This window comes from Erwinia sp. AC075 (assembly GCF_979253995.1).
Genome location: NZ_CEEDEU010000001.1, coordinates 3,456,895 through 3,480,897 on the forward strand (window position 1 = coordinate 3,456,895; position 24,003 = coordinate 3,480,897).

The window sequence follows — 24,003 nt, forward strand, 5'->3', positions numbered from 1 at the left end:
GACATCCAGACACCCGAAGATAACGTGATGCCCGCTGAATGTCGAGGCTTCATGCTTTAGTTGAAAATGTTTCATCTCCGGTCGCCAAACATTTCGACAAAGGGCAGCGTCACCGCCGCGTCGGTGCTGGCATGTCGATAGAGCAGCCAGGTACGGCTCTTAACCGACTCCCCGCCAACCGCTATCGGCGTGCGGCAAAGCGTGGGCGCCAGCGGTTGATAGCTGGATACGATGGCATAACCCAACCCCCGCTCAACCATCGCCAGACAGACTTCCAGTTTATCAACGTGCATCGCCACGCGCGGTGCCAGCGAGTAATTGGCATTCCACCAACGTTCGATAAGTTTAGTGATATGGCCACCGTGGCTGATCTTTATCTGCGGCAAATGGGGCAGCAGCGCCAGGTCGATCGGCTGCCGGCTAATCAGGTAATAGTCATCCTCATCGATCAGCCTCTTGCCTTCCTTCCAGCCATAGTCGTCTTTGACCACCGCCAGATGCACGTCGCCGCGCTGCAGCTTCAGAAACATCTCCTCACTGAGCCCGCTGACCAGATTGACGCTAATCCCCGGATGCTGTTGGCTAAATTCGGCGAGCAAATCGGGTAACCGGTAGGCGGCGAAATTGCTCGATACGCCAATCTTGAGTTCGCCCTGCTGCGGTCCGTTCAGGCTTTGCAAGGTAGCGCGTAAGAGCTGAAGTTCATCAAGCACCGTTTCAGCATGCTGCGCCAGATAACGCCCCTGCGCCGTGAAGTTAAGGCCTTTACCGCCGGTTTCAAACAGCTGAATAGCCAGCTTGCGCTCGATCTGCCGCAGCCGGTAACTGAGCGCAGGCTGTGAGGTAAACAGCTCTTCCGCAGCGCGCGTAATATTTTTGTACTGCCAGACAGTACGGATGATTAACCAGTCTTTTTCGTTCATTGCATGCCCATTCGCCTTGTGCCCTGCAACCATAAAATAATTTTTGGCAGAGTGATGCAAGCCATAAAAAACTACAATTGGGAATTGCGCATAAAAAAGCCTATACCATTATAACGCACTGGTTTTTCTGTATTTAACTGCACCTAATTGGGGAATCACTATGTCTGAACGCACCAACAGCGCGCAGAAAGATAAAATTATTTATGCGGCTGAACAACTCAGCCCGGCAATGAACGATTTGGCGCTGAGCCTGCATCAGCACCCTGAACTGAGCTTTGCAGAACATCGCTCTGCGGCTGAATTGATCAAGCCGTTGCGCGAGGCTGGCTTCAGCATTGAAACCGGCACCGGCGGGCTGGAAACGGCTTTTCGCGCCAGCTGGAAACAGGGCACCGGCGGCCCGACTATCGCTTTTCTGGCGGAGTATGACGCGCTGCCCGAACTTGGTCATGCCTGCGGTCATAACCTGATTGGCACCGCCTCGGTTGCTGCCGCGCTGGCTCTGAAGGCCGCGAACGTTGAGTTCAATGGCTGCATAGAAGTGATTGGCACACCTGCCGAGGAAGATGGTGGCGGCAAGATCATCATGGTTGAGAAAGGCGTCTTTGATGATGTCGATGCGGCGATGATGTTCCATCCCAGGGAGCGCAACATGGTATTGCGCGGCGCCCTTGCCTGTCATGACTCTACGTTTAAATTCTTTGGTAAACCGGCCCACGCGGCTTCCGCGCCGCAGCAAGGGATCAGTGCGCTTGATGCGGTGATCCATACCTTCAACGCAATCAACGCGTTGCGCCAGTTCTTTACCGATGATGTCCGTGTGCATGGGATAATTACTCACGGCGGCAGCGCGGCAAATATCGTTCCCGCTTATGCTGAAGCCAAGTTTATCCTGCGAGCGGCGACGGTGGGTGGCCTGAGTGAAGTGCGTCGAAAAGTGTATGCCGCAGTGAATGGCGCCGCTGAAATGACCGGAGCACGGGTAGAGATCGAAGAGGGGCTGATTTACGCCGAGCGGAATAATAATCTGGCGCTGGCGGCCAACTTTACCGATAACCTGGCGCTGCTTGGCGTGGAAAGCTACGACCCACCCAAAAGTGGCGGCGTAGGCTCTTCTGATATTGGCAACGTCAGCCAGGTCACGGCGGCAATCCACCCTTATCTGCGCATTGGTGACGTCACCCCGCATACGCCTGAGTTTGCCGCTGCGGCCGGATCGGCTGTCGGGCTCCGCGCCATGTTAACGGCGGCGAAAGCGCTGGCAATGACGGCGTATGACCTTTGCCACGATGAAGCCCAGCTTGCAGCGGTTAAAAACGAATTTACTCAGTGGCATACCCAAAAATTACTGGATGGAGAGAAGCAATGATCAACGTATCCCGTGCTCTGATGCTGGCCACGCTCGCCCTGTGCTGCTCTTCCGCCATCGCGGCCGAGGGTACCTTACGCGTCGCGGCCGATCTGGCTTATCCGCCGTTTCAATATCGCGATGTGAACGGCAAACCTGCCGGCTTTGAGATCGATATTACTAACGCAGTGTGTAAAGCGATTGCGGTGAAATGTGACTATGTCGTCAGCAGCTTTGATGCAGAGATACCTTCGCTGATGGCGAAAAAAGTGGACTTCATTTCACCGCTTGGTGCGACCATTAAACGTAAGAAATCCATTGATTTCAGTGACTTTATTTATCATGTCCCTTCTCAGTTAGTAGCACGTAAAGGCACTAATTTGCAGCCCACTGCAGAGTCGCTGCAGGGTAAATCGATTGCTGTTCAGCAGGGTTCCATTCAGGAAATGTACGCCAATAAGTATTGGGCACCCCACGGGGTTGAGATCAAAACCTATCCGGATCAGGATGTGATTTATCAGGATTTGGCTGCGGGACGGCTCGATGGGGCTTTAAGCCCGGCGGTGGCCATTACATTTGGTTTCCTTCACAAGCCTGAAGGCAAAGACTTTGCCTTGAGCGGCCCGGAAGTGCGTGACGATCTGCTTTACAGCATTGGTTCTGCTTACGGAGTGCGCAAAGGGGATGAGAAAACGCAACAAATGTTGAATCAAGGGCTGGCGAAGATCATGGCCGATGGCACCTGGCAGAAGATCAAGCAGCACTATTTTGGCGATATTGAGATGAAAGTGACGCGCACGGAGGCGAAATAGTCGATTAATGAAGTTGGGATCGGGTGAAAAATGAACTGGATAAGGCGTCGTGCGGCAGCACGGCGTCTTTTTTTGTCTGGTTTTAGGGTGGTTTGGGATTTTTAGGGGGTGTTTGGGGCGGTTTTGGATTTTAGTGGCGGGTTTTGGCCGTTATCAGGCGGGCCTGGGGAGTCCGGGAGCCGTTTTGATGCGGGTCTGGCGTGGGTTTTTGCTTTTTACGCACACAAAAAAGCCCCATGCTTTCGCATGAGGCTTGTCTGCTTAATTGATGCCTGGCAGTTCCCTACTCTCGCATGGGGAGACCCCACACTACCATCGGCGCTACGGCGTTTCACTTCTGAGTTCGGCATGGGGTCAGGTGGGACCACCGCGCTAAAGCCGCCAGGCAAATTCTGTGCTCTGTCCTGTGTATTTCGCTCCGTGGCCGCGTTGGCCGCGCTTGTAAACTCAGTCACATACTTCAGTATGCTCCTTCCTTCACGGCGCTTGCCGCCTTGCCACAAAGCAAAATCCCACGGACCGGGGTCCGCAGAACAGATAATTCTTTATCCGGTTCAAGCTGAAAATATCGTTCGTGTCTCTCAGACACCACCAGAACGCTTCTGGTGTTGTAAGGTTAAGCCTCACGGGTCATTAGTACCGGTTAGCTCAACGCATCGCTGCGCTTACACACCCGGCCTATCAACGTCGTAGTCTTCAACGTCCCTTCAGGGGCCTTAAAGGCCCAGGGAAGATTCATCTCGAGGCAAGTTTCGCGCTTAGATGCTTTCAGCGCTTATCTTTTCCGCACTTAGCTACCGGGCAATGCCATTGGCATGACAACCCGAACACCAGTGGTGCGTTCACTCCGGTCCTCTCGTACTAGGAGCAACCCCTCTCAATCTTCCAGCGCCCACGGCAGATAGGGACCGAACTGTCTCACGACGTTCTAAACCCAGCTCGCGTACCACTTTAAACGGCGAACAGCCGTACCCTTGGGACCTACTTCAGCCCCAGGATGTGATGAGCCGACATCGAGGTGCCAAACACCGCCGTCGATATGAACTCTTGGGCGGTATCAGCCTGTTATCCCCGGAGTACCTTTTATCCGTTGAGCGATGGCCCTTCCATTCAGAACCACCGGATCACTATGACCTGCTTTCGCACCTGCTCGAGCCGTCACTCTCGCAGTCAAGCTAGCTTATGCCATTGCACTAACCTCACGATGTCCGACCGTGATTAGCTAACCTTCGTGCTCCTCCGTTACTCTTTAGGAGGAGACCGCCCCAGTCAAACTACCCACCAGACACTGTCCCCACGCCGGATTACGGCGCCAGGTTAGAACATCAAACGTTAAAGGGTGGTATTTCAAGGTTGGCTCCACGCAGACTGGCGTCCACGCTTCAAAGCCTCCCACCTATCCTACACATCAAGGTTCAATATTCAGTGTCAAGCTATAGTAAAGGTTCACGGGGTCTTTCCGTCTTGCCGCGGGTACACTGCATCTTCACAGCGAGTTCAATTTCACTGAGTCTCGGGTGGAGACAGCCTGGCCATCATTACGCCATTCGTGCAGGTCGGAACTTACCCGACAAGGAATTTCGCTACCTTAGGACCGTTATAGTTACGGCCGCCGTTTACCGGGGCTTCGATCAAGAGCTTCTCCTTGCGGATAACCCCATCAATTAACCTTCCGGCACCGGGCAGGCGTCACACCGTATACGTCCACTTTCGTGTTTGCACAGTGCTGTGTTTTTAATAAACAGTTGCAGCCAGCTGGTATCTTCGACTGGCTTCAGCTCCGGGAGCAAGTCCCTTCACCTACGCGCCAGCGTGCCTTCTCCCGAAGTTACGGCACCATTTTGCCTAGTTCCTTCACCCGAGTTCTCTCAAGCGCCTTGGTATTCTCTACCTGACCACCTGTGTCGGTTTGGGGTACGATTCCGTGTTACCTGATGCTTAGAGGCTTTTCCTGGAAGCAGGGCATTTGTTACTTCAGCACCGTAGTGCCTCGTCATCACACCTCAGCGTTAAAAAGAGTCCGGATTTACCTAAACTCTCCGCCTACATGCTTAAACCGGGACAACCGTCGCCCGGCTAACATAGCCTTCTCCGTCCCCCCTTCGCAGTAACACCGAGTACAGGAATATTAACCTGTTTCCCATCGACTACGCCTTTCGGCCTCGCCTTAGGGGTCGACTCACCCTGCCCCGATTAACGTTGGACAGGAACCCTTGGTCTTCCGGCGAGCGGGCTTTTCACCCGCTTTATCGTTACTTATGTCAGCATTCGCACTTCTGATACCTCCAGCAGCCCTCACAGGCCACCTTCGACGGCTTACAGAACGCTCCCCTACCCAACAACGCATAAGCGTCGCTGCCGCAGCTTCGGTGCATGGTTTAGCCCCGTTACATCTTCCGCGCAGGCCGACTCGACCAGTGAGCTATTACGCTTTCTTTAAATGATGGCTGCTTCTAAGCCAACATCCTGGCTGTCTGTGCCTTCCCACATCGTTTCCCACTTAACCATGACTTTGGGACCTTAGCTGGCGGTCTGGGTTGTTTCCCTCTTCACGACGGACGTTAGCACCCGCCGTGTGTCTCCCGTGATAACATTCTTCGGTATTCGCAGTTTGCATCGGGTTGGTAAGCCGGGATGGCCCCCTAGCCGAAACAGTGCTCTACCCCCGAAGATGAGTTCACGAGGCGCTACCTAAATAGCTTTCGGGGAGAACCAGCTATCTCCCGGTTTGATTGGCCTTTCACCCCCAGCCACAAGTCATCCGCTAATTTTTCAACATTAGTCGGTTCGGTCCTCCAGTTAGTGTTACCCAACCTTCAACCTGCCCATGGCTAGATCACCGGGTTTCGGGTCTATACCCTGCAACTTAACGCCCAGTTAAGACTCGGTTTCCCTTCGGCTCCCCTATACGGTTAACCTTGCTACAGAATATAAGTCGCTGACCCATTATACAAAAGGTACGCAGTCACACCACGAAGGTGCTCCCACTGCTTGTACGTACACGGTTTCAGGTTCTGTTTCACTCCCCTCGCCGGGGTTCTTTTCGCCTTTCCCTCACGGTACTGGTTCACTATCGGTCAGTCAGGAGTATTTAGCCTTGGAGGATGGTCCCCCCATATTCAGACAGGATGTCACGTGTCCCGCCCTACTCATCGAACTCACAGCAAGTGCATTTTTGTGTACGGGAGTATCACCCTGTACCCTGCGACTTTCCAGACGCTTCCACTAATGCACAAACTGATTCAGGTTCTGGGCTGTTCCCCGTTCGCTCGCCGCTACTGGGGGAATCTCGGTTGATTTCTTTTCCTCTGGGTACTTAGATGTTTCAGTTCCCCAGGTTCGCCTTGCAACACTATGTATTCATGTTGCAATGATGCACCAAAGTGCACCGGGTTTCCCCATTCGGGTATCGTCGGTTATTGCGGTTCATATCACCTTACCGACGCTTATCGCAGATTAGCACGCCCTTCATCGCCTCTGACTGCCTAGGCATCCACCGTGTACGCTTAGTCACTTAACCTCACAACCCACAAGCGTCCCGAAAGACACATTGCTGTTGTAAGCATTTGAGAGACTCGAACATATCGTTGATTTCATTCTTATTACGGAGAATGAAAACGACATGTCGTTTCAATTTTCAGCTTGTTCCGGATTGTTAAAGAGCAAATATCTCAAACGTGACTCGTCCTTGCGGAGAGAATCAGTTTTGAGATACGGGTTGATAATGTCTTTCACTCATTATCAGGAGATGGCGTCCCCAAGGGGATTCGAACCCCTGTTACAGCCGTGAAAGGGCAGTGTCCTGGGCCTCTAGACGATGGGGACTCTGTTACTGTTGCTCATTACGTTTTCTATCAGACAATCTGTTGTGGACACTACGCGGGAAGGTATCTTCAGGTAAGGAGGTGATCCAACCGCAGGTTCCCCTACGGTTACCTTGTTACGACTTCACCCCAGTCATGAATCACAAAGTGGTAAGCGCCCTCCCGAAGGTTAAGCTACCTACTTCTTTTGCAACCCACTCCCATGGTGTGACGGGCGGTGTGTACAAGGCCCGGGAACGTATTCACCGTAGCATTCTGATCTACGATTACTAGCGATTCCGACTTCACGGAGTCGAGTTGCAGACTCCGATCCGGACTACGACGCACTTTGTGAGGTCCGCTTGCTCTCGCGAGTTCGCTTCTCTTTGTATGCGCCATTGTAGCACGTGTGTAGCCCTGGCCGTAAGGGCCATGATGACTTGACGTCATCCCCACCTTCCTCCGGTTTGTCACCGGCAGTCTCCTTTGAGTTCCCGACATTACTCGCTGGCAACAAAGGATAAGGGTTGCGCTCGTTGCGGGACTTAACCCAACATTTCACAACACGAGCTGACGACAGCCATGCAGCACCTGTCTCACGGTTCCCGAAGGCACTAAGGCATCTCTGCCGAATTCCGTGGATGTCAAGGCCAGGTAAGGTTCTTCGCGTTGCATCGAATTAAACCACATGCTCCACCGCTTGTGCGGGCCCCCGTCAATTCATTTGAGTTTTAACCTTGCGGCCGTACTCCCCAGGCGGTCGACTTAACGCGTTAGCTCCGGAAGCCACGCCTCAAGGGCACAACCTCCAAGTCGACATCGTTTACGGCGTGGACTACCAGGGTATCTAATCCTGTTTGCTCCCCACGCTTTCGCACCTGAGCGTCAGTCTTTGTCCAGGGGGCCGCCTTCGCCACCGGTATTCCTCCAGATCTCTACGCATTTCACCGCTACACCTGGAATTCTACCCCCCTCTACAAGACTCTAGCCTGCCAGTTTCAAATGCAGTTCCCAGGTTAAGCCCGGGGATTTCACATCTGACTTGACAGACCGCCTGCGTGCGCTTTACGCCCAGTAATTCCGATTAACGCTTGCACCCTCCGTATTACCGCGGCTGCTGGCACGGAGTTAGCCGGTGCTTCTTCTGCGGGTAACGTCAATCGATAAGGTTATTAACCTTATCGCCTTCCTCCCCGCTGAAAGTACTTTACAACCCGAAGGCCTTCTTCATACACGCGGCATGGCTGCATCAGGCTTGCGCCCATTGTGCAATATTCCCCACTGCTGCCTCCCGTAGGAGTCTGGACCGTGTCTCAGTTCCAGTGTGGCTGGTCATCCTCTCAGACCAGCTAGGGATCGTCGCCTAGGTGAGCCATTACCCCACCTACTAGCTAATCCCATCTGGGCACATCCGATGGTGTGAGGCCCGAAGGTCCCCCACTTTGGTCCGAAGACGTTATGCGGTATTAGCTACCGTTTCCAGTAGTTATCCCCCTCCATCAGGCAGTTTCCCAGACATTACTCACCCGTCCGCCACTCGTCACCCGAGAGCAAGCTCTCTGTGCTACCGTTCGACTTGCATGTGTTAGGCCTGCCGCCAGCGTTCAATCTGAGCCATGATCAAACTCTTCAATTAAAAGTTCGATTTGCTGAAACAAGTTCAGCGGTGCTCAAGTGTAAAACGTCATAATGAATTTCATTATGTGTTCACTCTTAAGGCTTGATATTTTTTTGCGCCTTGCGGCGCTGATATCAATCCTGCGAGTGCCCACACAGATTGTCTGATAAATTGTTAAAGAGCGTTGCGGTAAGTGCCTTGGCGCCTTACTGCGAGGTGGCGTATATTACGCTTTCCTCCTTCAGAGTCAACTTCTTTTTGGGAAGTTTTTCTCCGGCGATTCAGCTTCCTGAATCTCTCAACCCGATGACTCGTAAGTCGTTGTGCCATGTTGATGGAGTCGCATTATAGGGAGTTCTCGCACCCTGACAACCCCTAAATTGCGAAAAACAGACCGTTCGCTGCAATCCACAGCAAAAGGGCTGTTTATACGCAGTTATGCACAATCTTATCCACATTCGTCAGCGCCCGTTAAATTAGACAAGCACCACGCAAACGTTTTCGCTACAATGCCCCCGAAAAAAACTGCCGCTGTTAAGGGCGTTACCTGAGGCTGAATTCACTCTTCTTCTATATAGAGGAAGAAAATGGCTAAGCTTGAGGTAACGATCTTATCGATGCGAACCAAAGCCAAGGGATAAACCTCATGCAACAACCTCGTCCTGTACGCCGCGCGCTTCTGAGCGTGTCTGACAAAGCCGGCATTCTCGAATTTGCTCAGGCGCTGACTCAGCGCGGCGTCGAGCTCCTCTCCACTGGCGGTACTGCTCGCCTGCTGGCAGACGCGGGCCTGCCTGTTACTGAAGTGTCCGACTACACCGGTTTCCCGGAAATGATGGATGGACGCGTCAAAACCCTGCACCCGAAAGTGCATGGCGGCATCTTAGGACGCCGCGGACAGGATGATGCCATCATGCAGGAGCACAGCATCTCTCCTATCGACATGGTAGTCGTTAACCTTTATCCGTTCGCCCAGACCGTTGCCCGTGAAGGTTGCTCGCTGGAAGATGCGGTTGAGAATATCGATATCGGCGGGCCAACCATGGTGCGCTCAGCGGCGAAGAACCACAAAGACGTGGCGATTGTCGTTAAGAGCAGCGACTACCAGGCAATCGTTGCCGAGATGGATGCCAACCAGAACTCTCTGACGCTGGCCACCCGTTTCGACCTGGCAATTAAAGCCTTCGAACACACCGCCGCCTACGACAGCATGATTGCCAACTATTTTGGCAGCATGGTGCCGGCGTACCATGGTGAAACCAGCGAACCGGCTGGCCGCTTCCCCCGCACGCTGAACCTGAACTTCATTAAGAAGCAGGATATGCGCTACGGCGAAAACAGCCATCAGGATGCGGCCTTCTATATAGAAGAGAATGTCACAGAGGCATCCGTGGCCACCGCGCAACAGCTTCAGGGCAAAGCCCTCTCTTATAACAACATCGCAGATACTGATGCCGCGCTGGAATGTGTGAAAGAGTTCACCGAGGCAGCCTGCGTGATCGTCAAGCATGCGAACCCGTGTGGCGTGGCTGTTGGTGGTTCAATCCTCGATGCCTACGAGCGTGCTTACAAAACCGATCCAACCTCCGCGTTTGGCGGCATCATTGCGTTCAACCGCGAGCTGGACGAAGCCACTGCTCAGGCGATCATCAGCCGTCAGTTCGTCGAAGTGATCATCGCGCCATCCGCTAGCGAAGCCGCCCTGAAGATTACCGCCGCCAAACAGAACGTTCGCGTGCTGACCTGCGGTCAGTGGCAGGAGCGTCAGACCGCGCTGGATTTCAAACGCGTCAACGGTGGCCTGCTGGTGCAGGATCGCGATCTCGGCATGGTGAATGAAAGCCAGCTGCGTGTGGTCAGCAAGCGCCAGCCAACCGAACAGGAACTGCGTGACGCGCTGTTCTGCTGGAAAGTGGCCAAGTTCGTTAAGTCCAATGCCATCGTGTATGCCCGTGACAATATGACCATCGGCATAGGTGCAGGCCAGATGAGCCGCGTCTACTCAGCGAAAATTGCCGGTATTAAAGCCAGCGATGAAGGACTGGAAGTCAAGGGTTCGGCCATGGCGTCTGATGCGTTCTTCCCGTTCCGCGATGGTATCGATGCCGCAGCGGCTGCTGGCGTGAGCTGTGTTATCCAGCCTGGTGGCTCGATTCGTGATGACGAAGTGATTGCCGCCGCCGACGAACACGGCCTGGCGATGATCTTCACCGACATGCGCCATTTCCGCCATTAATTACGGAGCAGACTGAACAATGAAAATTTTAGTGATTGGTAATGGCGGACGCGAACATGCGCTGGCCTGGAAAGCGTCGCAGTCGCCACTGGCAGAAACCGTGTTTGTTGCCCCGGGCAACGCCGGAACGGCACTTGAACCTGCTTTGCAGAACGTCGACATCAGCGCCACCGATATTCCCGCGCTGCTGAGCTTCGCCCAGAGTGAAAATATCGGCCTGACCATCGTCGGTCCGGAAACGCCGTTAGTGATGGGCGTGGTTGATGCTTTCCGTGCTGCTGGCCTGAAGATTTTTGGCCCAACGCAGGCCGCTGCCCAGCTTGAAGGTTCAAAAGCCTTCACCAAAGATTTCCTGGCTCGCCACAAGATCCCAAGCGCTGAGTACCAGAACTTTACTGAAGTGGAGCCCGCTCTGGCTTACACCCGAAGTAAAGGTGCGCCAATCGTGATCAAGGCCGACGGTCTGGCCGCCGGTAAAGGCGTGATCGTGGCGATGACCCTGCAGGAAGCAGAAGACGCGATTCAGGATATGCTGGCAGGAAACGCCTTTGGCGATGCCGGACACCGCATCGTGGTAGAAGAGTTCCTTGACGGCGAGGAAGCCAGCTTCATCGTGATGGTCGACGGCGAGAACGTGCTGCCGATGGCCACCAGCCAGGATCACAAACGTGTCGGCAATGCGGATACCGGTCCTAATACCGGCGGCATGGGTGCTTACTCTCCGGCTCCGGTCGTGACCGATGAAATCCACCAGCGCGTGATGGATGAAGTGATCTGGCCAACCGTGCGTGGCATGGCCGCCGAAGGCAACGTTTATACCGGCTTCCTCTACGCTGGCCTGATGATCGATCAGAGCGGTCAGCCGAAAGTGATCGAATTTAACTGCCGCTTTGGCGATCCGGAAACTCAACCGATCATGCTGCGTCTGCAGTCGGATCTGGTGGATCTGTGCCTGGCTGCCGTGGACGGCAAGCTGAATACCAAAGACTCGGTGTGGGATCCTCGTCCTTCTCTGGGCGTGGTGCTGGCTGCTGGCGGCTATCCTGGCGATTACGCTACCGGCGATCAGATCCACGGCTTACCGCTGGAAGAGACGCCGAATGGCAAAGTCTTCCATGCGGGGACCAAGATGCAGGACGATTTGGTGGTCACCAACGGCGGACGTGTGCTGTGCGTGACCGCGCTGGGCGAAGATGTTGCCGCGGCTCAGAAACACGCTTATGAACTGGCTAAGCATATCTCCTGGAACGGTAGCTTCTGCCGCAGCGATATTGGCTATCGTGCGATTGGTCGTAAGTAGTTAAGTCATGCTGACGGGGCAAGCTGATTGCCCCGTTTTTAAAAGTCCGCTTCTTTCGGTTCCATCAGGCACTGATCTTCCGCAGAAACCAGAATCAGCTGCGTCCCTTTTGGCGCTTCCAGCCATGAAATACTCACCGGTTTACCTGACTCGCGCTGATGCTGAGTGATGTAATGCATAAAGAAGCTATCAAAGGTCGGTTTTTCCTCACCGCCCTGGCATAGCGTCACGGTGCCTGAAGGTGACCAGTGCCCCTGCTTCAGCCATACCCGCCCATCTATCAGGTCGTCACTGATTTTCAACATCCGCCCTGCATCAAACTGATACAACGCTATCGCATCTGCTGAGAGCGCTTCTCGTCGTCCGTCCAGCTGGCGTTGCATAAAGCTCAGATTTCCGTCCTGATCAAAACGCAGCGTGACGCTTTCAGGATGGTCGCCTTTAGTCTTCCTTTCAATCGACACCAGCTTGTCTGCCTGCCACTGATAATCCGTGGTCTCGCTCGTGGTTTCATTGAAAGGGGTATAGATGGTGACCAGATGGCTGGAATGCTGATGGCTGTCTTTACGCCAGATCCTCACGGTTCCGCGATCGGCCAGATAACCACTGGCGGTAAAGTCAGGGACTTTCGGGGTTGAACTGCATCCTGCCAGCGTCAGCAGCATCAGGAACAGTGCAGAAGTCGTTATTGGGTTTCGTATCATGGTGTGATTATCACACATTGCAGAAGGGTTTGCCGCAGCCTGGTTGGCGAAAGCAGAGGGATCTCAACGGAGAGCGTCAACAAAAGGGGCTCGACGCCCCCCTGTTTAAACTCTTCACTGTCAAATTATGACTTAACAGCGTCTTTCAGTGCTTTACCAGAAACAAATGCCGGTACGTTAGCAGCAGCAATTTTGATTTCTTTACCAGTCTGCGGGTTGCGGCCAGTACGCTCAGCACGGTGGTTAACTTTAAAGGTACCAAAACCAACCAGTTGTACAGCATCACCTTCTTTCAGAGACTCAGTAATCGCCGCCAGGGTGGATTCCAGTGCAGCTTTAGCCTGGGTCTTAGACAGGTCCGCTTTGTCCGCAATTACATCAATCAGTTGAGTCTTGTTCATAAGTTATCCTTACAGTGTATTTATCGCTTGCTAAGTATCGAGTGCGAGGGAAAAACCAGTTTCTGGCACTCTCCTGCATACACGCACCGATAGCCACATTTTTCAGCCCCCCAAATGTAGACCAGACAGGGGGCGAATGTGAAGCCTTTAGGCGCTACAAATCAGGCCTGAAGTCACGTTTTATCGCCTTACTGCTGAAAATTTATACCGATGTTGCTGATCCCGGCTTCTTTGAGGTCAGATCGCAGTCCTTTGATGAGGTCAAGATCCCTCTCTTCGCAGGCGCTGAGCAGGCGAAAAATCTCCCACTGGATATCCCATTCCTCTTCAACAGCAGGATTCTCTTTTAGCTCTTCATCGGTCATTTCGCGTTCGGCCTGGGTCATTTCCAGCATCGCGACGCTGGTGATCGACGCTTCACTTACCGCAATGGCATGCGCCAGAGTTTCACCGCTCAGACGCGAATGCAGTAATTCGCTTAATGCCACGCAGGCATCGATAGCCGGGTAGACGCCGTACAGATCGTAATCCTCTGCGGCCGGGATCGCTTCTTCAAACTTTTCCAGCTGCGAGTCAAAATTCACCTTGGCGTCTTTAATCACCAGCGTTTCCCAAATCAAATCGAGAATACGGCGGTAAATCTGACTGTCGCCAAAGCCTGTCTGCTGGCAAAACGCCCAGTAGTTGGGGTACATGCGTTCACACAGGCAAGCCATAAAAGTAACGTGCTGCCAGCTTTCCAGTTTCTCAAGCCGCAGATGAATGGGATTACGTAACATGTTCGGATCTCTTAAAGATAAGTGCGCGGCCTGCAGTGTAACTGAAAAGGTGACGGCTCACACCGTTAACCCCTCTGTTGCCAGCGCAGGAAAGCGGGCCGTTGGGAAGCCACTGCATCTGCCCAGCGCGTGGGTTCAGGCAGGCGATAACCTTTCAGGCAGCTCTCCACCAGGCTCAATGCGGTAGCCGGGCTGATGCGATGGCCAGGCGATATAAAAAGCGGATTACAGCGGATTTTACTGCGCAGGACAAAACCGATCTGCTCGCCTTTGTCCATTAATGGCTGGCTGGCGCCCGGCTCATCGGCGAGCGGTTCGAAGGTGCCACACAGCCGGCTTTTTGCTACGCCCAGCGTCGGCACATCCACCAGCAGGCCAAAGTGGCTGGCAACGCCCAGGCGACGCGGATGGGCAATGCCCTGCCCATCGACCATTAACAGGTCAGGACGATGCTCCAGCTGCTGCCAGGCGGCCATCAACGCGGGATATTCACGGAAGGAGAGATAACCGGGGATATAGGGCATGGTGGTGGCGATGCGCGCAACACGATGCTCCACTAACTGGAGCGAAGGATATTCCAGAATAACCAGGGCGGCGCGGGTTATCTCACCGCCCTGCTCAAACCCGACATCGGCACCGCCAATGTAACGGGGCGGCATTACCTCAAAATCATCTTCACGTATCACCTCAGCGGCACGCGCAAGCTGTTCCTGTTTTAATGCCTGAATATCCATGCTTAGTCCTGATGGTATGGGCGAGACAACGTGTGGACTGCCTCGACAAACACGCCTGCGTGCTCTGGCGGCACATCCTGATGGATGCCGTGACCCAGATTGAACACGTGACCGCTGCCATTACCGTAGCCTGCAAGGATAGTTGCCACTTCCTGCTCGATACGGGCAGGCGCGGCATACAGCATGGAAGGATCCATATTGCCCTGCAGCGCGACCTTATCGCCTACACGGCGGCGTGCATCGCCAATATCGGTCGTCCAGTCCAGCCCCAGCGCATCACAGCCGGTCGCCGCCATGGCTTCCAGCCACTGTCCGCCACCCTTGGTGAACATAGTAACCGGTACGCGACGTCCGTCGTTTTCACGCTGCAGGCCATCAATGATTTTGTGCATGTAGTGAAGGGAGAACTCAAGGTAGTCACGACCCGTCAACACGCCGCCCCAGGTATCAAAGATCATCACCGACTGCGCACCGGCGCGGATTTGCGCATTGAGGTACAGGGTGACGCTGTCAGCCAGCTTATCCAGCATCAGATGCAGGGTGGCTGGCTCGGCATACATCATCTTTTTCAGTTTGGTGAAGGCCTTGCTGCTGCCGCCTTCCACCATATAGGTCGCCAACGTCCACGGGCTGCCGGTGAAACCAATCAGCGGAACCTCACCGTTCAGATTCTTACGGATGGTGCGCACGGCATTCATCACATAACCCAGTTCCTGTTCAGGATCGGGGATTGGCAGCTTTTCAACGTCTGCACGACAGGTGACCGGTGAAGAGAAACGCGGACCCTCACCCGTTTCAAAATAGAGGCCTAAGCCCATCGCATCTGGAATGGTCAGGATATCGGAGAACAGGATCGCCGCGTCCAGGTTATAGCGACGCAGCGGTTGCAGCGTCACTTCACACGCCAGTTCGGCATTTTTGCACAGCGACATAAAATCACCGGCTACCGCGCGAGTCGCTTTGTACTCAGGCAAATAACGCCCGGCCTGGCGCATCATCCACACTGGCGTTACATCTACCGGCTGGCGCAACAGGGCGCGCAAATAACGATCGTTCTTCAGTTCACTCATTTTTAAAAGCTCTCTAAGCACACATGCATGCGCGTAGTGTAACATTTATTGGAAATGGCGCTGCCACAGCGTCACAAAAATTGAGCGATCGCCGGGCGGCTGAGAGCGGAAGACAGAATGGGCTCACCCACCGGGCGGTGAACCTCGCGCCCGGTTGGGTGGCTTAATGCGCATATCAAACCCTTATTTAGCGGCTTTATCACCCCGCTCTTTATTGATATTTTTTCCCGGCGCTGGCGGCATTAACTCAGATATTTCTGGCTTTGTCCTCGCCGCGGTCGAGGCTTTATCTGGCAGCCTGTTTTCATCAAGCACATGAGAATTGCCAATAAATACGCCGCCTTTCTCAATAGAGAAATCCTCGGCATAAACATCCCCTTCAATTCGGCCACGGGAAAGAATCGTGACTGACTTCGCGTAACAGCATCCTTTTAGCGAACCATTTACGACAACTTTCAAAGAAGATACCTTGCCATTCACTTTCCCCTCTTGACCGATCTGTACCGTTTTCTTACTGACAATATCGCCAACGATCTGACCATTTATCGAAATATTAGCTTCATTAATTATTTCACCCGTTAATTTACTGCCTGATGAAATACGGGTTTCTTTCGCCGTCGCGCTCTCATCAGCCAGCTCCAGCGCGGCCTTCGGTGCCTGCGGCGAGGCGGTATCGACTGAGCCGTTCACTGGCGAGTCTGTTTCTTTCTTATTGAAGTTAAACATATTGGGATCCATCCTTTTAGCGAGAGTTAATAAAACGAATATTAAATAACAGCCGATCGTCACCCTCAGGCAACAATCAAAGAATTTATATTGCGGGAAGAGGTAACAACAAAGAGAAAAAATCCATAAGAGCCACAGGCCCCATAAGTAATGTTCTTTCCTGAACCTTTCCATGGCATCATTCCCTGATGTTATTAACATGACATTAATATTAATGCAGTCTGGCAGACAAAATCAGAACAATAAAATACGTGATGCTGCACGATTAAGCACAGTAGTTTATTTAAAAAAATGAAATACGATGATTAAACACCCGAGCGGGTTCAGCAAAAGCCGGCAAAGGGTGAATTTGCCGGCCTGGGTACTTACTCAGCCTCTTCGCGGCAAAGCACCACGGTATCCTCAATCAGGCGACGGGCGACCGTTCCTGGAGGAGGAAGCTGCGGTAAGGCATCAAAGCGATACCAACCCGCATCCAGTAGCTCTTTGGGATCGATGACAATCTCGCCGCTGTCGTAATCGGCCATAAAAGCCATCATCAACGACTGGGGGAACGGCCAGGGTTGAGAGGAGACGTAACGCAAGTTTTTCACCTTCAGCCCGCTCTCTTCCATCACTTCCCGCGCGACGGTTTGTTCCAGCGTTTCGCCGACTTCAACAAAACCGGCCAGCACCGTGTAGATGCCGTTACGGTGTTTGGTATGCTGGGCCAGCAGGATCTCTTCCCCACGGCGGATCGCCACAATGATGCAGGGCGCGATTTGCGGGTAATAGCGCTGTCGACAATGGCGGCACAGGCAGGCAAGTTCGGTTTTGCTGTGGTGCATTTCATGACCGCAGTAGCCGCACCACTTATGCGAGCGATAGAACTCCGCCAGCTGGATCCCTTTACCCGCCAGCTGGAACAGGCCCACGTCCAGATCGAGGATCTGACGCAAGGATCCCATGCCCTCTTGACGGTTCTCACAGATCAGCCAGACGGGAGCGCCCTGCCACTCGCCGATTTGTGATCCGTGCGATCCTGTCAGGCTTAATTCTTGTGCGCTACCGAACGGTAATTGACCTTTCGGTAACCAAAGTTTATGTTCATGACTGACAACCCACCAGCCAACGTCTACGCTTGAAATCTCACGTTGCATAAAATTGCTCATCCTCAGCTTTACAGACTTTCTGAAATACTGGATTGGGGCGAAATAGTAATAATTACACTCATGGAGTCACTCATGCTTAACCAGTTAGAAGTTCTGACCGCGCGCGTCGGCGGATGTAGCGACCTGGTAGACTTTTGTCTACGCTCCCGCAGGCAGTTGTTGATTGCCTATTATCGTCTGGTTGGCATCAAGCCTAACAAGGAATCGCTCACTACGCTCGATGAAAACGCGCTGGACAGCTTCTGTCAGGGATTGGTGGATTACCTTTCCACCGGGCATTTCACCGTTTATCAACGCTTTATTCAGGAGATGGAAGGCAGCGAACAGTTGGCTAAAGCCGCGCTGATCTACCCTTCCCTGCAGGCAAACACCGAGATGATCATGCAGGTGTATGATACCCATCTCGAGAAGGCCATCGATCACGATAACTGTCTCGAATTCCAGAATGCTTTGTCCACAGTGGGCGAAGCGCTGGAAGCGCGTTTCACGCTTGAAGACCGCTTTATTCAGCTGGCGCTGGAAAAAACGGCGGATAAGCCTGAGGCAGCTAATGAGAGTGCGCTTGCCCGTCCGGCGTAAACGTTATCAGATTGTAAACCCCTTGTAGTTTCAAAAAAGCCCCTTTATGCTGAAAGGGCACTATGTGGCGAGGCCAGTCCTGCCACGATTGTTTTGCTGGTGCTGTCTGCCAGCAAAATTCTTCTTGTCGGAGTGCCCTTAGGGGCTGAGACCGTTAATTCGGGATCCGCGGAACCTGATCAGGTTAGTACCTGCGAAGGGAACAAGAGTAAATCTTCAGTGACGGTGTGGATCCGACCATTTTCACACCCTGCGCTTACTCCTCCGAACTCCAGGCAAGCAAATTCCCTTTTTTCAGGAACGAGCTATGTCTACCCGTGATAAAAGACCGACCCGCCGCGAACAGCGCGCAGAAGCCCAGCAGTTTATCGACTCCCTTCAGGGCACCGCTTTCCCCAATTCTAAACGCATCTGGCTGAACGGTTCGCGCGAGGATATTCGCGTGCCGATGCGTGAAATCCAGCTCAGTCCGACGATGGTCGGTGGCAGCAAAGACAATCCGCAGTTTGAAGATAACGAACCGGTACCGGTGTATGACACGGCCGGACCTTATGGCGATCCGGACGCAAAAATTGATGTGCATCGCGGACTTGCCAGGCTACGCAATGACTGGATTGAACAGCGTGGTGATACTCAGCACATTGAGCAGCTCAGTTCGGTGTACACCCAACAGCGCCTGGCGGATGAAGGCCTCGATCATTTGCGTTTTGACCATCTTCCCCGCCCACGCAAGGCACTGGCTGGCCGCTGCGTGACGCAAATGCATTACGCGCGTTTGGGCGTGATTACGCCAGAGATGGAATTTATCGCCCTGCGTGAAAATATGGGCCGCGAACGTATTCGGGGTGACGTGCTGTTGCAACAGCATCCCGGCAATAGCTTTGGTGCCAGCCTGCCGGAAAATATCACGGCAGAGTTCGTCCGGCAGGAAGTGGCGGCCGGCCGCGCCATCATCCCTGCAAATATTAACCATCCTGAATCCGAAGCGATGATTATTGGCCGCAATTTCCTGGTGAAGATTAACGCCAATATCGGTAACTCCGCGGTCAGCTCGTCGATTGAAGAGGAAGTGGAGAAGCTGGTGTGGTCCGCCCGCTGGGGCGCCGATACGGTGATGGATCTTTCTACCGGGCGCAATATTCATGAGACGCGCGAATGGATCCTGCGTAACAGTCCCGTTCCGATTGGTACGGTTCCGATCTATCAGGCGCTGGAAAAAGTGAACGGTGTGGCAGAGGATCTCAACTGGGAAGTGTTCCGCGATACCTTGCTGGAACAGGCTGAACAGGGCGTCGATTACTTCACCATCCATGCCGGTGTGTTGCTGCGCTATGTGCCGATGACCGCAAAACGCCTGACGGGGATCGTCTCCCGGGGGGGATCGATCATGGCCAAGTGGTGCCTGTCTCACCACAAAGAGAGCTTCCTCTACGAACACTTCCGCGAGATCTGCGAGCTGTGCGCCGCCTACGACGTTTCGCTGTCGCTGGGCGACGGACTTCGTCCAGGATCGATTCAGGATGCCAACGATGAAGCGCAGTTTGCCGAGCTGCATACGCTGGGCGAGCTGACCAAAATTGCCTGGGAGTATGACGTGCAGGTGATGATCGAAGGGCCAGGACATGTGCCGATGCAGATGATCCGCCGTAATATGACCGAGCAACTCGATCACTGCCATGAAGCGCCCTTCTATACGCTCGGCCCGCTAACCACCGATATCGCGCCTGGCTACGACCATTTCACCTCCGGTATTGGCGCGGCGATGATTGGCTGGTTTGGCTGCGCAATGCTCTGTTACGTCACGCCGAAAGAGCATCTGGGCTTGCCCAACAAGGAAGATGTTAAGCAGGGTCTGATTACCTACAAGATTGCCGCGCATGCCGCCGACCTGGCAAAAGGGCATCCCGGCGCGCAGATCCGCGATAACGCCATGTCCAAAGCCCGCTTCGAATTCCGCTGGGAAGATCAGTTTAATCTGGCACTCGATCCTCATACCGCGCGCGCCTATCACGATGAAACGCTGCCGCAGGAATCGGGCAAGGTCGCCCACTTCTGTTCAATGTGCGGCCCGAAATTCTGTTCGATGAAAATTACTCAGGAAGTGCGGGACTATGCCGCCAGACAGGAGGCGGAAGCCAAACCGATTGAGGTTGGTATGGCCGAAATGTCAGAGGCTTTCCGTACCCGCGGCGGGGAACTTTATCACCCCGCCGATGCGCTGTCGCAGGAGGAAAAAGCATGAGCCGCTCAGCCTTCCCGCCAACGTCGGCCCAGCTTGGACTCTATCCGGTCGTGGAAACGGTGCCCTGGATCGCGCGCCTGCTTGAAGCGGGCGTGCGTACGATTCAGTTACGAATCAAGGATCTGCCTGACGCGGCGGTCGAAAACGATATCGCGGCGGCTATCGAACTGGGTAAGCGTTATCAGGCACGCCTGTTTATCAATGACTACTGGCAGCTGGCGATTAAATATCAGGCCTATGGCGTGCATCTGGGCCAGGAAGATTTGGATGTCGCCGATCTGGATGCGATCCATCGCGCCGGATTACGGCTTGGGCTTTCAACCCATGACGATGCCGAGCTCGATCGGGCGCTGGCTGAGAAGCCGTCCTATATCGCCCTCGGACACGTCTTTCCGACCCAGACCAAAAATATGCCCTCTTCGCCGCAGGGATTGCAGGAGTTGCAGCGCCATATTTCCCGCCTGAAAGGGATTTCCACGGTGGCGATTGGCGGCATCAGTCTGGAACGGGCACCGCAGGTCTTGGCAACCGGCGTGGGAAGCATTGCGGTGGTCAGCGCCATCACGCTGGCGCCTGACTGGCAGGCAGCTACCGCGCAGCTGCTCGATCTGGCTGGAAACGGGGACGAAGCCCATGTTCAGTGACAACGACTTTTTACGCTACAGCCGTCAGCTCCTGCTGGAGGAGTTTGGCCTCGATGGCCAGCAGAAATTGCAGGCAGGCAGCGTACTGATTATCGGCCTCGGCGGATTGGGTTCACCTGCGGCGCTCTACCTCGCTGCCGCAGGCGTTGGCAAGCTGGTGCTGGCCGATGACGATAGCGTGCATATCAGTAATCTTCAGCGCCAGGTGCTGTTTCGCACGAATGAAACCGGTCAGTCCAAAGTCGCCGTGGCGAAGAAGCACCTACAGTCGCTAAACCCGCAGGTGGAGTTTATTGCTCTGGCGCAGCGGATGACGGCTGAATCACTCAGGGAAGTCGTGCAGCAGGTCGACCTGGTGCTGGATTGCAGCGACAACATGGAAACCCGCCATGCGGTCAATGCCGCCTGCGTGGAACAGGGTAAGCCGTTAGTCAGTGCCAGCGCCGTTGGCTTGGGTGGCCAGCTGCTGGTGCTTACGCCTCCTTTTGAACACGGTTGCTATCGCTGCTTATGGCCGGACGCAGATGAACCCCAGCGAAATTGCCGTACCGCAGGCGTGCTGGGTCCTGTGGTGGGCGTAATGGGTACCTTACAGGCGTTAGAAGCCTTAAAGATGCTGGCAGGCCAGCCGTCCTGCCTTGACGGCAAACTTCGGCTGTTTGACGGCAGGCAACAAACCTGGCGAACGCTGTCGCTGCAACGCAGTGTGGATTGCCCGGTATGCGGGGTCAGTGATGAAAATCGTGGTTAACGATGAAAACCTGACGCTGGCCGGCACGCTGACGCTGGCCGGGCTGCTGGAGCAGCTTTCCCGCCACCAGCCAGGCACCGCGCTGGCCGTTAACCAGCAGATTATTCCCCGCGATCGCTGGTCCTCTTACTTATTACAGGAAGGCGATGATCTGGTGATTTTCCAGGCCATTGCCGGAGGCTGACATGCTGCAAATTGCTGATAAAACCTTTTCGTCTCGTTTATTTACCGGTACGGGCAAATTCTCCAGTCCACAAATGATGATTGCGGCGTTGCGCGAGTCCGGCAGCCAGCTGGTCACCATGGCGATGAAGCGGATTGATTTACGCGGTGGCGATGACGGGATCCTGCGGCCTCTTCAGGAACTGGGCGTGCAGCTGCTGCCAAACACGTCCGGCGCTAAAACCGCAGAGGAAGCCATTTTTGCTGCCCGTCTGGCACGCGAAGCCCTGGGCACCCATTGGCTAAAGCTGGAAATCCACCCGGACGTTCGCTATCTGCTGCCCGATGCCATCGAAACGCTGAAAGCAGCGGAGATCCTGGTGCGGGAAGGCTTTACCGTATTGCCGTACTGCCACGCCGATCCGGTGCTGTGCAAGCGGTTGGAAGAAGTGGGCTGTGCGGCGGTGATGCCGTTGGGTGCGCCGATCGGCAGTAATCAGGGGCTGAAAACACGCGATCTGCTGGCGATCATAATCGAGCAGTCCAATGTGCCGGTGGTGATAGATGCCGGCATTGGCGCGCCCAGCCACGCCAGCGAAGCGCTGGAAATGGGTGCTGACGCTGTGCTGGTGAATACTGCGATGGCCTCCGCGCAGCATCCGGTGCAAATGGCGAGGGCGTTCAGACTTGCTGTTGAAGCTGGCGCACTGGCTTACCGCAGCGGGTTGGGCAGTCGCCACCATCAGGCCGTGGCCACCAGCCCGCTGACCCACTTTTTGCAGGCAGGAGAGCCGCAATGAAAAGCTTCGTCTCACGGTGGGAAACGCTCGATTGGGATGATATTCGCCTGAGGATCCACAGCAAAACGGCCGCGGATGTTGAGCGGGCGCTGAATGCGGTCAACGTCGGGCGGGAAGAGCTGATGGCCCTGCTCTCGCCCGCTGCTCAGACCTATCTGGAGCCGCTGGCGCAAAAGGCCCAGCGCTTAACCCGGCAACGCTTCGGCCATGCGGTTAATCTCTTTGTGCCGCTGTATCTGTCCAATCTCTGTGCCAACGACTGCACCTATTGCGGCTTCTCGATGAGTAACCGCATCAGGCGTAAGACGTTAGATGCTGATGAGATTGCCCGGGAATGTCAGGCTATCCGCAAGATGGGGTTTGATAATCTGTTGCTGGTCACCGGCGAGCATCAGGCAAAAGTCGGCATGGACTACTTCCGCGAACATGTTCCCGCCATTCGTCAGCACTTCAGTTCCTTAATGATGGAAGTGCAGCCGATGAGTGAAGCGGAGTATGCCGAACTGAAAACATTAGGGCTGGATGGCGTGCTGGTCTATCAGGAAACCTATCATCCTTCGGTCTACAGCCAGCATCACCTTAAAGGCAACAAGCAGGATTTCTTCTTCCGGCTGGAAACGCCAGACCGGTTGGGCCGTGCCGGCGTGGATAAGATTGGCCTGGGCGCCTTGATCGGCCTGTCAGACAGTTGGCGCACCGACTGCTATATGATGGCTGAACACCTGTTATGGCTGCAGAAAACCTACTGGCAAAGCCGCTATTCGGTGGCCTTTCCCCGACTCCGGCCTTGCGCGGGCGGCATTCAGCCGGCGTCGATCATGGATGAAGCGCAGCTGGTTCAGGTTATTTGCGCTTTCCGGCTGTTTGCACCGGAAGTTGAGCAGTCGCTCTCAACCCGGGAATCACCCCAGTTCCGCGATAAGGTGGTGCCGCTGGCGATTAATACTGTCAGCGCCTTTTCGAAAACGCAGCCCGGCGGCTATGCCGACGGGCAGACGGAGCTGGAACAGTTCTCCCCACATGATAACCGTCACCCGCAGCAGGTCGCGGAAGCGTTGATTCAGTCAGGAATGCAGCCGGTCTGGAAGGACTGGGATGGCTATCTGGGAAGAGCCGCGAAGTAAAATGCCAGCGGATGTAACGGACCTCAAAAACGCTGGAATCCGCTTCGCATTGCGTTACGTCCTCACTGGCACCGTTCAGTGAGGACGGTAAACTCC

The 24,003-nt window shown here is 54.4% G+C and carries 19 protein-coding genes, 1 tRNA gene, 3 rRNA genes and 1 riboswitch; of the genes, 11 read left to right on the top strand and 12 right to left on the bottom strand.

The features are described from left to right. Positions 1-71: 71 nt before the first annotated feature. Positions 72-923 (bottom strand): LysR family transcriptional regulator, encoded by an 852-nt coding sequence (locus tag AC0IXH_RS16270; protein WP_013200318.1) that lies wholly within the window; start codon positions 921-923, stop codon positions 72-74. Between the two features lie 160 nt (positions 924-1,083). On the opposite strand from AC0IXH_RS16270, the gene AC0IXH_RS16275 reads away from it, so the two are divergent. Further along, positions 1,084-2,292 carry a M20 family metallopeptidase gene (locus AC0IXH_RS16275; protein WP_013200317.1) on the top strand — a complete coding sequence of 403 codons (1,209 nt, stop codon included), beginning with the start codon at positions 1,084-1,086 and terminating at the stop codon, positions 2,290-2,292. After that, the gene (locus AC0IXH_RS16280) at positions 2,289-3,083 is read left to right on the top strand and encodes a transporter substrate-binding domain-containing protein (RefSeq protein WP_471720726.1); all 795 of its coding nucleotides are present in this window, start codon (positions 2,289-2,291) and stop codon (positions 3,081-3,083) included. Before AC0IXH_RS16275 ends, AC0IXH_RS16280 begins: the two co-directional genes overlap by 4 nt. 270 nt (positions 3,084-3,353) lie before the next feature. Here AC0IXH_RS16280 and rrf read toward each other — a convergent pair. The 4 genes from rrf to AC0IXH_RS16300 form a co-directional block, all read right to left on the bottom strand. Next, positions 3,354-3,469: ribosomal RNA gene (gene rrf, locus AC0IXH_RS16285) — 5S ribosomal RNA — on the bottom strand. Between the two features lie 226 nt (positions 3,470-3,695). Continuing rightward, positions 3,696-6,603 (bottom strand): 23S ribosomal RNA (locus AC0IXH_RS16290). Positions 6,604-6,832: 229 nt separating this feature from the next. Continuing rightward, positions 6,833-6,908, bottom strand: a tRNA-Glu gene (locus tag AC0IXH_RS16295). A 73-nt stretch (positions 6,909-6,981) separates the two neighbouring features. Next, positions 6,982-8,522 (bottom strand): 16S ribosomal RNA (locus AC0IXH_RS16300). The 16S, 23S and 5S rRNA genes sit together here with 1 tRNA gene alongside, the layout of an rRNA operon. Before the next feature lie 628 nt (positions 8,523-9,150). Here AC0IXH_RS16300 and purH point away from each other — a divergent pair. Continuing rightward, a complete protein-coding gene (gene purH / locus AC0IXH_RS16305; protein WP_013200315.1) occupies positions 9,151-10,740 on the top strand; it encodes a bifunctional phosphoribosylaminoimidazolecarboxamide formyltransferase/IMP cyclohydrolase in 1,590 nt (529 codons plus the stop codon). Between the two features lie 19 nt (positions 10,741-10,759). After that, positions 10,760-12,040 (top strand): phosphoribosylamine--glycine ligase, encoded by a 1,281-nt coding sequence (purD, locus tag AC0IXH_RS16310; RefSeq protein WP_013200314.1) that lies wholly within the window; start codon positions 10,760-10,762, stop codon positions 12,038-12,040. Positions 12,041-12,078: 38 nt separating this feature from the next. On the opposite strand, the gene AC0IXH_RS16315 is transcribed toward purD, so the two are convergent. The 7 genes from AC0IXH_RS16315 to nudC all read right to left on the bottom strand — a co-directional run bounded on the left by AC0IXH_RS16315 (position 12,079) and on the right by nudC (position 17,593). Further along, entirely contained in the window at positions 12,079-12,744 is a 666-nt protein-coding gene (locus AC0IXH_RS16315; protein WP_346568849.1) for a DUF1481 domain-containing protein, read from the bottom strand. Positions 12,745-12,869: 125 nt separating this feature from the next. Continuing rightward, positions 12,870-13,145 carry a nucleoid-associated protein HU-alpha gene (gene hupA, locus AC0IXH_RS16320; protein ID WP_013200312.1) on the bottom strand — a complete coding sequence of 92 codons (276 nt, stop codon included), beginning with the start codon at positions 13,143-13,145 and terminating at the stop codon, positions 12,870-12,872. A gap of 188 nt (positions 13,146-13,333) precedes the next feature. Then, positions 13,334-13,924 carry a YjaG family protein gene (locus AC0IXH_RS16325; protein ID WP_013200311.1) on the bottom strand — a complete coding sequence of 197 codons (591 nt, stop codon included), beginning with the start codon at positions 13,922-13,924 and terminating at the stop codon, positions 13,334-13,336. A 65-nt stretch (positions 13,925-13,989) separates the two neighbouring features. Then, on the bottom strand, positions 13,990-14,658 hold the full coding sequence (gene nfi / locus AC0IXH_RS16330) for a deoxyribonuclease V (RefSeq protein ID WP_206404848.1): 669 nt from the start codon (positions 14,656-14,658) through the stop codon (positions 13,990-13,992). 2 nt (positions 14,659-14,660) lie between these two features. Next, complete coding sequence (gene hemE, locus AC0IXH_RS16335) at positions 14,661-15,728, bottom strand: uroporphyrinogen decarboxylase (protein ID WP_013200309.1); 1,068 nt, start codon at positions 15,726-15,728, stop codon at positions 14,661-14,663. Between the two features lie 183 nt (positions 15,729-15,911). Further along, positions 15,912-16,454 (bottom strand): bactofilin family protein, encoded by a 543-nt coding sequence (locus AC0IXH_RS16340; RefSeq protein ID WP_471720727.1) that lies wholly within the window; start codon positions 16,452-16,454, stop codon positions 15,912-15,914. Positions 16,455-16,819: 365 nt separating this feature from the next. Then, the gene (gene nudC, locus AC0IXH_RS16345; RefSeq protein WP_206404846.1) at positions 16,820-17,593 is read right to left on the bottom strand and encodes an NAD(+) diphosphatase; all 774 of its coding nucleotides are present in this window, start codon (positions 17,591-17,593) and stop codon (positions 16,820-16,822) included. Positions 17,594-17,677: 84 nt separating this feature from the next. Here nudC and AC0IXH_RS16350 point away from each other — a divergent pair, with 84 nt between their 5' ends. From AC0IXH_RS16350 to thiH, 7 genes are all read left to right on the top strand, one after another. Then, on the top strand, positions 17,678-18,184 hold the full coding sequence (locus tag AC0IXH_RS16350; RefSeq protein WP_013200306.1) for an Rsd/AlgQ family anti-sigma factor: 507 nt from the start codon (positions 17,678-17,680) through the stop codon (positions 18,182-18,184). Between the two features lie 118 nt (positions 18,185-18,302). Next, a riboswitch (TPP riboswitch) is annotated at positions 18,303-18,403 on the top strand. An 88-nt stretch (positions 18,404-18,491) separates the two neighbouring features. Next, entirely contained in the window at positions 18,492-20,426 is a 1,935-nt protein-coding gene (thiC, locus tag AC0IXH_RS16355; RefSeq protein WP_471720728.1) for a phosphomethylpyrimidine synthase ThiC, read from the top strand. Further along, complete coding sequence (thiE, locus tag AC0IXH_RS16360; RefSeq protein ID WP_346568844.1) at positions 20,423-21,070, top strand: thiamine phosphate synthase; 648 nt, start codon at positions 20,423-20,425, stop codon at positions 21,068-21,070. The genes thiC and thiE overlap by 4 nt, the downstream gene beginning before the upstream one ends. Beyond that, a complete protein-coding gene (locus AC0IXH_RS16365; protein WP_346596478.1) occupies positions 21,060-21,821 on the top strand; it encodes a HesA/MoeB/ThiF family protein in 762 nt (253 codons plus the stop codon). Before thiE ends, AC0IXH_RS16365 begins: the two co-directional genes overlap by 11 nt. Beyond that, positions 21,805-22,005, top strand: a complete 201-nt coding sequence (gene thiS, locus AC0IXH_RS16370; RefSeq protein WP_206404843.1) for a sulfur carrier protein ThiS — start codon at positions 21,805-21,807, stop codon at positions 22,003-22,005. The genes AC0IXH_RS16365 and thiS overlap by 17 nt, the downstream gene beginning before the upstream one ends. 1 nt (position 22,006) lies before the next feature. After that, positions 22,007-22,783, top strand: coding sequence for a thiazole synthase (locus tag AC0IXH_RS16375; RefSeq protein WP_151038536.1), 777 nt, complete (start codon positions 22,007-22,009; stop codon positions 22,781-22,783). Next, positions 22,780-23,907: a 2-iminoacetate synthase ThiH gene (gene thiH / locus AC0IXH_RS16380; protein WP_471720729.1), complete on the top strand. Its 1,128-nt coding sequence runs from the start codon at positions 22,780-22,782 to the stop codon at positions 23,905-23,907. Before AC0IXH_RS16375 ends, thiH begins: the two co-directional genes overlap by 4 nt. Positions 23,908-24,003 lie beyond the last annotated feature (96 nt).

Coding starts and splice junctions, on each gene's coding strand:
- thiC (WP_471720728.1), top strand. CDS start 18,492: ATGTCTACCCGTGATAAAAGACCGACCCGCCGCGAACAGCGCGCAGAA.
- AC0IXH_RS16350 (WP_013200306.1), top strand. CDS start 17,678: ATGCTTAACCAGTTAGAAGTTCTGACCGCGCGCGTCGGCGGATGTAGC.
- AC0IXH_RS16270 (WP_013200318.1), bottom strand. CDS start 923: ATGAACGAAAAAGACTGGTTAATCATCCGTACTGTCTGGCAGTACAAA.
- AC0IXH_RS16375 (WP_151038536.1), top strand. CDS start 22,007: ATGCTGCAAATTGCTGATAAAACCTTTTCGTCTCGTTTATTTACCGGT.
- nudC (WP_206404846.1), bottom strand. CDS start 17,593: ATGCAACGTGAGATTTCAAGCGTAGACGTTGGCTGGTGGGTTGTCAGT.
- AC0IXH_RS16280 (WP_471720726.1), top strand. CDS start 2,289: ATGATCAACGTATCCCGTGCTCTGATGCTGGCCACGCTCGCCCTGTGC.
- AC0IXH_RS16275 (WP_013200317.1), top strand. CDS start 1,084: ATGTCTGAACGCACCAACAGCGCGCAGAAAGATAAAATTATTTATGCG.
- hupA (WP_013200312.1), bottom strand. CDS start 13,145: ATGAACAAGACTCAACTGATTGATGTAATTGCGGACAAAGCGGACCTG.
- AC0IXH_RS16340 (WP_471720727.1), bottom strand. CDS start 16,454: ATGTTTAACTTCAATAAGAAAGAAACAGACTCGCCAGTGAACGGCTCA.
- thiH (WP_471720729.1), top strand. CDS start 22,780: ATGAAAAGCTTCGTCTCACGGTGGGAAACGCTCGATTGGGATGATATT.
- purH (WP_013200315.1), top strand. CDS start 9,151: ATGCAACAACCTCGTCCTGTACGCCGCGCGCTTCTGAGCGTGTCTGAC.
- AC0IXH_RS16315 (WP_346568849.1), bottom strand. CDS start 12,744: ATGATACGAAACCCAATAACGACTTCTGCACTGTTCCTGATGCTGCTG.
- thiS (WP_206404843.1), top strand. CDS start 21,805: ATGAAAATCGTGGTTAACGATGAAAACCTGACGCTGGCCGGCACGCTG.
- purD (WP_013200314.1), top strand. CDS start 10,760: ATGAAAATTTTAGTGATTGGTAATGGCGGACGCGAACATGCGCTGGCC.
- thiE (WP_346568844.1), top strand. CDS start 20,423: ATGAGCCGCTCAGCCTTCCCGCCAACGTCGGCCCAGCTTGGACTCTAT.
- AC0IXH_RS16365 (WP_346596478.1), top strand. CDS start 21,060: ATGTTCAGTGACAACGACTTTTTACGCTACAGCCGTCAGCTCCTGCTG.
- hemE (WP_013200309.1), bottom strand. CDS start 15,728: ATGAGTGAACTGAAGAACGATCGTTATTTGCGCGCCCTGTTGCGCCAG.
- nfi (WP_206404848.1), bottom strand. CDS start 14,658: ATGGATATTCAGGCATTAAAACAGGAACAGCTTGCGCGTGCCGCTGAG.
- AC0IXH_RS16325 (WP_013200311.1), bottom strand. CDS start 13,924: ATGTTACGTAATCCCATTCATCTGCGGCTTGAGAAACTGGAAAGCTGG.